This is a genomic window from Paraconexibacter sp., from assembly GCF_041602235.1.
Lineage (GTDB): Bacteria > Actinomycetota > Thermoleophilia > Solirubrobacterales > Solirubrobacteraceae > Paraconexibacter.
On record NZ_JBFIGP010000149.1, the window covers coordinates 1 to 9,041 of the forward strand.

General features: G+C 72.8%; 9 protein-coding genes and 1 pseudogene. 4 read left to right on the forward strand and 6 right to left on the reverse strand.

Features of this window, described 5'->3' with window-relative positions; genetic code table 11:
• From ABYE80_RS12565 to ABYE80_RS12585, 5 genes and pseudogenes are all read right to left on the reverse strand, one after another.
• Window positions 1–863: pseudogene (locus ABYE80_RS12565) on the reverse strand (hypothetical protein); the annotation flags it as partial.
• A 118-nt stretch (window positions 864–981) separates the two neighbouring features.
• A complete protein-coding gene (locus ABYE80_RS12570; RefSeq protein ID WP_372790629.1) occupies window positions 982–1,779 on the reverse strand; it encodes a lysophospholipid acyltransferase family protein in 798 nt (265 codons plus the stop codon).
• 57 nt (window positions 1,780–1,836) lie between these two features.
• A complete protein-coding gene (gene glpK / locus ABYE80_RS12575; RefSeq protein WP_372790630.1) occupies window positions 1,837–3,303 on the reverse strand; it encodes a glycerol kinase GlpK in 1,467 nt (488 codons plus the stop codon).
• Window positions 3,304–3,343: 40 nt separating this feature from the next.
• Window positions 3,344–4,708, reverse strand: a complete 1,365-nt coding sequence (locus ABYE80_RS12580; protein WP_372790631.1) for an APC family permease — start codon at window positions 4,706–4,708, stop codon at window positions 3,344–3,346.
• Between the two features lie 397 nt (window positions 4,709–5,105).
• Complete coding sequence (locus tag ABYE80_RS12585) at window positions 5,106–5,825, reverse strand: glycosyltransferase family 2 protein (RefSeq protein WP_372790632.1); 720 nt, start codon at window positions 5,823–5,825, stop codon at window positions 5,106–5,108.
• A 64-nt stretch (window positions 5,826–5,889) separates the two neighbouring features.
• Between ABYE80_RS12585 and ABYE80_RS12590 the strand changes: the two genes are divergently transcribed.
• Complete coding sequence (locus tag ABYE80_RS12590; RefSeq protein WP_372790633.1) at window positions 5,890–6,102, forward strand: biotin/lipoyl-binding carrier protein; 213 nt, start codon at window positions 5,890–5,892, stop codon at window positions 6,100–6,102.
• Between the two features lie 16 nt (window positions 6,103–6,118).
• A complete protein-coding gene (locus ABYE80_RS12595) occupies window positions 6,119–6,907 on the forward strand; it encodes an enoyl-CoA hydratase/isomerase family protein (protein WP_372790634.1) in 789 nt (262 codons plus the stop codon).
• A gap of 55 nt (window positions 6,908–6,962) precedes the next feature.
• Here the strand turns inward: ABYE80_RS12595 and ABYE80_RS12600 are convergent, their stop codons facing one another.
• Window positions 6,963–8,399 carry a PLP-dependent aminotransferase family protein gene (locus ABYE80_RS12600; RefSeq protein WP_372790635.1) on the reverse strand — a complete coding sequence of 479 codons (1,437 nt, stop codon included), beginning with the start codon at window positions 8,397–8,399 and terminating at the stop codon, window positions 6,963–6,965.
• 47 nt (window positions 8,400–8,446) lie between these two features.
• On the opposite strand from ABYE80_RS12600, the gene ABYE80_RS12605 reads away from it, so the two are divergent.
• On the forward strand, window positions 8,447–8,827 hold the full coding sequence (locus ABYE80_RS12605; protein ID WP_372790636.1) for a hypothetical protein: 381 nt from the start codon (window positions 8,447–8,449) through the stop codon (window positions 8,825–8,827).
• Window positions 8,824–9,041 (forward strand): SDR family oxidoreductase (locus tag ABYE80_RS12610; protein WP_372790637.1); only part of this gene is annotated, 218 nt, incomplete at its 3' end. The genes ABYE80_RS12605 and ABYE80_RS12610, both read left to right, overlap by 4 nt.

The following is a 9,041-nucleotide window of genomic DNA, read 5'->3' on the forward strand; positions in this document are numbered from 1 at the left end:
GCCTGCTCGGTGCAGCGCAGACCGATCGACGTGCCGTCGGCGACGTCCTTGACGATCGCCATCAGCGCCACCGCTTCGTTCTGGCTCGTCGCGGTGTTGGCGCCCAGCGCGTTGCGCGCTTCATCGAGCACCGTCGCGCCCTGCGCGAGACCACAGCGGTTGTTCGTCGATGCCGCTGCACCTCCGTTGTTGTCGATCGTGAGCTTCGCCTGGATCAGCCAGCTCCCGGCGCCCAGCGTGCGGCTGAGCAGATCGGGACACGCGCTGACCGTGGAGCCAAGACAGGTCGGCACCTGTTCGTTGGCATCCTGCGAGATGCGGGCCTCGGTCGTCCCGGACGGACCCGTCGCTCCTGTCGGACCCGCCGGACCGGTCGGCCCGGTCGCGCCGACGAGCTCCGAGGCGTCCTTCCCGTCGACCTTGTCGGCGTTCAAGCCCGTCGCGACACCCGTCGCGTTCGTGATGAACGGTGCCGCGGCCGGATTGGGGACCGCCGGGTTGCCGACCGAGATCAGGCCGGCCGCCGGTCCTCCGGACGCCGCGAACTCGAACGCGTTGCCGTTGGACAGGTTCGAGGCCCGCAGACACGGCGCGGACCCGGCAGACGTGCCGCCGATAGGCGTGCGGCAGCCGTAGATCGCGGCACCACCGGCCTTCGCGCCCGTCGAGATGTTGGACTGACGGGTGACGAACCCGCCCTTCCCGGTCTTGGCGTCGATCCTGCCGATGATCTCGGTCTCGGTCGACGTCGTGCCGTTCCGGACGCCCTCCTTCAGCGGATCTCCGGTACCTGCGAACGCCAGCGGCGCACCGAGTAGCGCGACCGCGGTAAGACCAGCGGCGGAGCGTGGAATGCGAGGCATGACTCCTCCTCCTTCGGGGTTGGGTGACGCCCCCCCAACGACCCTAACCCAACGGACTTACGCGAAGAGCGGAATCTGTCGCGATCGCCCGGCGCGGGCGCACCCCGCGTCGAGACGCTCAGGACGCGGGGGCGGCGCGCTTGCCGGCCTGCCGCGCGGCCCTGCGGGCGGCCCGGACGCTCGCCCGGACACGGGACTCGCCGAACTCGGTGAGCCCGTTGTAGAGCGTCTTGATCTCACCGAAGATCTCGTCGGCGGCGACCTGCGACTGGTGACGCGTGGGCGTCTCGACCCGCTCGAAGCGGAACGGATCGCCGTACTGGACGATGACCTTCGGGAACTGCCCGCGCTTCCAGTTGCGGACCTTCGCCGACCCGTGGATGGCCACCGGGAGGACCGTGGCGCCGGACTCGAGCGCCAGACGCCCGATGCCCGGCTTCGCCTGCTCGGCCAGCGCGCCCGTCCGCGAGCGGCCTCCCTCGCAGTACATGACGATGGCCCCGTCGCGCTCCAGCACGGAGTGCGCTGTGGCGAAGGCTTCGTCGTCACGGGCGCCGCGGCGCACCGGGAACACCCCGCCGTGGGTGTAGATGAACTGCAGCGGCGGCTTGAACATCTGCGACTTGGCCATGAAGCGCACCTTCCGGCGCGTGAAGGCGCCGACGAAGAAGTGGTCCATGAACGAGAAGTGGTTGGGCGCGATGATCAGCGGCCCGCTCGCCGGGACCTTCTCGGAGGAGATGCAGCGCGTGCGGAAGAACGAGAGCGCGTACATGGTGGTCGCCATCCTCACGACCTCGTACACCCAGTCCGGATCACGTGTCCGGGACCGCTCGTGGAAGCGATCGAAGTACTCCTTCGGGCGCGGGTCCCGATAGATCTGATCCTTCATCGACGCCAGCTTCTCGCCGCTCATCGCCCTCTCACCTGTTCGACCCGTGCGTGCACCCGGGAGGGTAGTGGAAGATGACGCTCACGTCAGTGTCCGCGCGAGCGCGCCCGACCACCCCTGCAGCAGGGTCGCGCGCTCGTCCTCGCCCATCGCGGGTTCGTACCGGGACCGCGCCCGCCACATCTGCACGACGCGGTCCTGCGTCCACACGCCGACCCCGACGCCGGCGAGCAGGGCCGCCCCGAGCGCCGTCGTCTCCCGCACCTCCGGCACCACGACCGGAACCCCCAGGATGTCCGCCTGGAACTGCATCAGCCAGGCGTTGGCCGTGGCCCCGCCGTCGGCCTTGAGCTCCGTCAGCGGCGTTCCGCTCGCCGTCTCCATCGCCCGGATCGCGTCGACGGTCTGGTAGGCCATCGCCTCCAACGTGGCGCGCGCGAGATGCGCACGGGTGCTGCCGCGCGTCAGGCCGACGATCGTCCCGCGCGCGTAGGGATCCCAGTGCGGTGACCCCAGGCCGGTCAGCGCCGGGACGAAGTAGACCCCGTCGTTGCCGTCCAGCGAGGCCGCGAGCGCCTCCGTCTCGTCGGCCCGCTCGATGATCCCCAACCCGTCGCGCAGCCACTGCACCCCGGCGCCCGTCACGAAGATCGCCGCCTCGAGCGCGTAGACGGTCGTGGCGCCGATGCCCCACGCGACCGTGGTGAGCAGTCCGGGCGGTGCGAGGGGAGGCTCGGCCCCGGAGTTGAGCAGGACGAACGAGCCGGTCCCGTAGGTGTTCTTGCCCATCCCCCGGTCCAGGCAGGCCTGCCCGTACAGCGCCGCCTGCTGATCACCGGCGATCCCCGCCACCGGCACCGCGTGACCGTGCAGCGCCTCCGGCCGGGTGGTGCCGAACGCGCCGATCGACGGGCGCACCTCGGGCAGCGCCCGCCGTGGCACGCCGAGCAGCGCGCAGAGATCGTCGTCCCATTCGCCGCGCGCGATGTCGAAGAGCAGGGTGCGGGAGGCGTTGGAGGGTTCGGTCACGTGCTCGCCGGTGAGGTTGAAGACGAGCCAGCTGTCGATGGTGCCGAAGACGGCACGGCCGTCCTGCGCCTTCTCCCGCAGCCCGTCCACGTGCTCGAGCAGCCACTCGATCTTCGTCCCGGAGAAGTAGGGGTCGAGGACCAGACCGGTCCTCGTGCGCACGAGCGCCTCGTGCCCCGCGGCGCGCAGCGCGTCACAGCGCGCCGCCGTCCTGCGGTCCTGCCAGACGAGCGCCCGGTGCAGCGGCTCACCGGTGGCCGGGTCCCACACGCAGACGGTCTCCCGCTGGTTGGTGATCCCGACGGCGTGCAGCATGCCGACACCGCAGCCCGCGTCGTCGAGCGCCTCGCCGGCGACCGCCCGCGTCACCTCCCAGATCTCGGTGGCGTCGTGCTCGACCCACCCGGGCTGCGGGAAGTGCTGGGCGAACTCCCGGTACGCGCGACCGGTGAGCACCCCGTCTTCGTCGAAGACCAGGCAGGTCGTCCCGGTCGTCCCCTGATCGATCGAGAGGATCATCCTCGGAGACCCTAACCGCGCTCTCGCCGCCGCGCAGCGGTCACGGCGTCACATCGGGGTCGGACGCGACAGCACCGAGATCCCGGCCCCGCGGGACCACCATCGACAGGACGAGCCCGACCGCCAGCAGCGGCGCCACGAGCTTCCACGCGGACGCGTCGGTCTGCGTGAGCAGCAGCACGATCACCCCGATCCCCAGGAGCGGGGCCCACGTGGGGGCCCGGTAGTGGTCGTGGTCCACGGTGTCGGACCGCAGCACCAGCACGGCGAGGTTCACGACCGAGAAGACGAGCAGGAGCAGCAGGACGGTGCTGTCCGCGAGCTGTCCGAGACGGCCGATCGTGATGAGGCCCGCCGCGAGGAGGGTCGTCGCGGCGATCGCCACGTGCGGGGTACGCCGCCCCGGCAGCACCTTCGCGAACACCCCCGGGACGACGCCGCGGCGCGCCATGCCGTAGAGCACCCGGGAGGCCATGATCATGTTGAGCAGCGCACCGTTGGCGACCGCAAGCAGCGCGATGGCGCTGAAGATGCGGTCGTCGACCGCGAGCGGGCCGGCGCCGGTGACCTCCAGCAGCGGACCGGAGGACCCCGAGAGCCGGTCCACCGGCACCACCGTGACCGCGACGACCGTGATCGCCACGTAGATCACGCCGGCGATCGCCAGCGCCCCGAAGAGCGCGGGCGGATAGCTGCGGCGTGGGTCGCGGGTCTCCTCCGCGACGTTGACCGAGTCCTCGAAGCCGATCAGCGCGTAGAACGCCAGCGTGGCGCCGCCGAGGACCGCCCACGCGACGGCCTCGCCCTCCTTGATCTCGAACACCCGGCCGCCGTCGATGCCGCTCCCTCCCTCGGTGATCGCCGCGACGCCGATCACCAGGACCAGGATCAGGCCCAGCACCTCGACCGTCGTGAGCAGCACGTTCACGCGCACCGACTCCGAGATGCCGCGCGCGTTGACGAGCGCCACGACGCCGATGAACACCAGGGCCGCCGGCAGGGTGGGTGTGCTGACGAGCGCGTCCAGGTAGTCGCCGGCGAACGCCCGGGAGAGCGTCGACGCGGACGTGACGCCCGACAGCATCACCGCGAACATCACCAGGAAGGTGAGGGTGCGCCGGTCGAACGCGCGGTGCGCGTAGAGCGCCGCGCCGCCCGCGTCCGGGTACTTCGTGACGAGCTCGGCGTACGCCGTCGCGGTCAGGACCGCCAGGCCGAGGGCGAGCAGGAACGCCGCCCAGGCCGCACCGCCGGTCCGACCTGCGACCTCCCCCACGAGCGCGTAGATGCCCGCGCCCAGGACGTCGCCGAGCACGAAGAACAGCAGCAGCCGACCGGAGATCGCGCGCTTGAGCAGGGGAGGCTCCCCCTCGCGCACGGGCACGGCGTCTGGTCGCTCGGACATGTGGGCGCCACGCTACCCGCACGGATGCCCCCGCAAGCACGGTGAGGGCCGGGGCCGGCCCAGGAGCGGGGCTGTCCCGTCCCCGTTCCTGGATCCCCTCGGCCCCGGCCTTCCTCACCGAACGGCGGCGTCACACGCGGGAGTTCGCGCCCTGCCGAGGCAGGACCGCCTGCTAGGGGCTCCGGGACCACTGGGTCAAGGCGACCCCGGAGCACAACCCGAGCGACCGGAGCACCTGTTCGTCGCAGGAGGAGACGCGGCGGTGTTCCGTTGATGTCGCTCGAGCCATGGCCGACACGGTACGACCGGGCCGGCAGCCGCCCCATCGACAGGCGGTCCCAACCTCGACCGGGGTTTTCGCCCTGCGGTCGACCGGACCCTGGTCGGCGCCGGCCGGTCAGCGCCGGCTGAGCTCGACGAGCACGAAGTCCTTCAGCTGCCTGCCGCGGTGCAGGAACCCCCGGAAGGTCCGCCCCGTCGCGCGGTGCGCGAGATCGAGCTCGACCTCCCCGACCGTGAAGCCGGCGCGGACGGCGTCCACGGTCATGCCGATCTCCATGCCGAACCTCGGCGCGAACGGCACGACCGCCGGGAGGACCTCGCCACGCATGGCGCGCTGGCCGGAGATCGGAGCGTCGAGCTCCAGACCGCAGAGGCGCCGGATGGCGTTGCGCGCGTAGCCGACCGCGAAGCCGAAGCCCCCGCCGACCCGCTTGGCGAAGCTCGCGACCGCGAGGTCGCACTCCCCGGCGCGCACCGCCCGCACGAGCAGCGGCAGCTGGAACGCCGTCTCCGCCAGGTCGCCGTCGCACAGCACGAACACGGGCGGATCGGGTTCCAGCGCGAGGGGCAGCACCTCGCGGGCCGCCAGCGTCGCGACCCCGCCCTTGCCGATGTTCCGCGGGGCGCGCACGAGCTCGGCGCCCGCCTCGAGCGCGACGTGCGCGGTCGCGTCCGGCGAGTGATCGTCGGCGACGAGGATCCGCACGGACTGACCACCGTCCCCGAAGGCCTGACGCAGCGCCTCGATGGTCGCGGCGATCCGGTCGGCCTCGTTGTACGCGGTGACGATCACCACAACGTCGGGTCTGTCGGGCGTGGGGCTGGCGGCGTCCATGGCGGCGGCTATCGTGGCAGACCGTCCGAGGCCCCCGCCTTCGCCCCACCCCGAGGAGCAGTCCGTGCCGAACGTCGAGGCGCACATCACCGGCGTCGTCTGGAAGATCGAATGCCAAACCGGCGACGTGGTCGCCGAGGGCGACACGGTCGTGATCCTCGAATCGATGAAGATGGAGATGCCGGTCGAGGCCGAGGCGTCGGGGACCGTCAAGGAGGTCCTCTGCGAGGAGGGGCAGGCGGTCAACGAGGGCGACGTGCTCGTCGTGCTCGACTAGCACTACCCTCCGGCGAATGCCCGGAGAACTGCGTCTCGACGAGCCCGCGGACGGCGTCCTGCGCCTGACCATCGCCAATCCCGAGAAGCGCGGGGCGCTCGACCACACCATCCTCGACGCGATCGCCGCGACGGTCTCCGGGATCGACGACACCGTCCGGGCGATCGTCCTGCGCGGGCACGACGGGCAGTTCTCGTCCGGGTACGACATCGGGGACCTGCCCGACGACGTCTTCGCGGAAGAGGCCGAGAAGCTCGTCGCGCACCCGTTCACGGGCGCGATCGACGCGCTCGACGCCTGCCCGGTCCCGACGGTCGCCGCGCTCACCGGGCACACCATCGGCGGTGGGCTGGAGGTGACGCTCGCCTGCGACTTCCGGATCGCGGCGGACGGCATCCGGCTCGGCATGCCCCCGGCGAAGCTCGGCCTCGTCTACTCGCACACCGGCCTGCGCCGGTTCCTGAACGCCATCGGCGAGCCACGGACCCGTCAGCTGTTCCTGCTCGGTCGCTACATCGACGCGCCGACCGCCGCGTCCTGGGGCCTCGTGCACGAGGTCGTGGACGGGCAGGCCCTCGACGACACGGCGCTCGAGTGGGCCACCGAGCTCGCGGGCAACGCGCCGCTCAGCGTGCGCGGCAACAAGCGCGCGCTGCGGGCGCTGCTCGCGGCCGAGGGCGAGCTCGACCCGGTCGTCGAGCAGGAGCTCATCGCCCTCCGCGAGGCGTGCTTCCACAGCGACGACCTGCTGGAAGGGGTCAAGGCGTTCGGGGAGCGCCGGCCCGCGCGCTGGACCGGACGCTGAGGACCGCCTCGGGGGTCCGGCGCCCCGCCGCGGAGGTGGAGCCGAGGACCGTCGGTCAGCCGACCTCCGAGAGCGCCGCCGCGAGCCGCCGCACGCCCTCCCGCACGGCCGGGACGGCCAGCGCCCCGTACCCCAGCACCACCCCGGTGGTCTCCGGGGACGGATCGGCGCGGTACTCGCTCAGCGGGTGGACACCCACCTCGCGCTCGCGGGCCGCCGCCACCAGCTCGCGCGCGCCGACCGGACGAGCGAGGCGGACGACGGCGTGCAGTCCGGCCGCGGCTCCCTCGATCCGAGCGTCCGGGAGGTGCTCCCCCACCGCGGCCACCAGGGCGTCGCGCCGCTCGCGCTGGCGACGACGGGCCGCGCGGACGTGGCGGTCGTAGGCGCCGGAGGTGATCAGGCGGGCCAGCGCCGCCTGCTCGAGCACCGGCGACCCGGCGTCCGCGTAGCGCTTGGCGGCGACGACCCGTTCGAGACGGTCCTCCGGCACGACGAGCCACGCCAGCCGGATCCCGGGAGCGAGGGTCTTGCTCGTGGAGCCCAGGTACGCGACCTGGTCCGGAGCCAGGCTCTGCACCGCAGCCACCGGGGCGCGGTCGTACCGGTACTCGGCGTCGTAGTCGTCCTCGACGACGAGCGCCGTCGACTCCTGGGCCCAGCGGCAGATCGCCGCGCGCCGGCCCGCGGCGAGCACGACGCCCGTGGGGCACTGATGGGCGGGGGTCACCAACGCGATGTCCGGGCGGGCCGCGACGAGGCTCTCGTCCCGGATCCCCAGCCCGTCGACCGGCACGGGCACCACGTCGGCGCCGGCGTGGGCCAGGACGTCGCGGTGCTCGGGCAGGTAGGGATCCTCGACGACGACCCGCGGCGCGCCCCGCTCGGCGTGGGACCGGACGAGCAGGGCCAGCGCCTGGACGGCGCCCTGGCAGATCACGATCTGCCGTGGTCGGCACACGACACCGCGCGTGCGGGCCAGATGGCCGGCGAGCGCCACGCGCAGCTCACGATGGCCGCGCGGGTCGCCGTACCCGAACGCGGAGTCCGGCAGGTCGCGCAGCGCGGCCCGGACCGCACGGCCCCACTCGGCGCGCGGGAAGGCCGACAGGTCGGGGTGGCCGGGGAAGAAGTGGTAGCGCAGGCGCCCTGGACCCGCGGGCGCCTCGGGCGCGGCCGGCACGACCGCGGCGGAGGCGGGGACGGCCAGACCGGGCAGCGCCCTCCTGACGAACGTCCCCGAGCCGGTCCGGGCCTCCAGCCAGCCCTCCGCGACCAGTTGCTCGTAGGCCCCGACGACGGTGCGCCGCGCCACCGCGAGGTCGTGGGCGAGCGTCCGCGACGGGGGAAGGCGGTCTCCGGACCGCAGGCGACCTGCCCGGATGGCCTCACGCAGCCCGTCCTCCACCTGGATCCCGAGGGCCGGCGCCCCGGCACCGCGCCGCAGGGTCAGCAGCAGCTCCGGACCCGAATTGGCACCATCATCACGCATCGATTTGGATCTTCCCACGATGCCGATGGCGGGTCTACGCTGCCCGCATGCGGATGACACGCCTCTTCCCCAACGCGTTGCGGACCTACGGCGCGGTCCAGCTCTTCCTCGGCGCCTGGATGGTCGCTGCGCCCGGATCGTTCTTCACGCAGGTCGGGCCGTTCGGCACACGCAACGACCACTACCTGCGCGACGTGGCGAGCTGGTCGCTCGCGCTCGGAGCACTCGCCTTCCTGGCGGCCTCCCGCCCGGCGTGGCGCCTGCCCGTCCTCGCGCTCGCGGCCCTGCAGTCCGCGCTGCACGCCGTCAACCACCTCATCGACGTCGGGCAGGCCGACCCCTCCTGGATCGGGGTCGCCGACGCGGTGTCGCTGGGCCTGCTCACCGTGCTGCTCGTCGTCCTCGTCCGACGGGAGGTCCCCGCATGAAGGTCCTGATCGCAGGCGCCACCGGCGCCATCGGCCGACCGCTCGTCGACCGGCTCATCGCCGACGGCCACGAGGTGGCCGCCCTCACCCGCACCGAGGATCGGGCCGCGATGCTGCGACGGCGCGGCGTCGAGGCGCACGTCGCCGACGTGTTCGACCGCGGCAGCGTCGTCGCAGCCTGCCGCGCCGCGGGCCCGGACGTGGTCGTGGACCA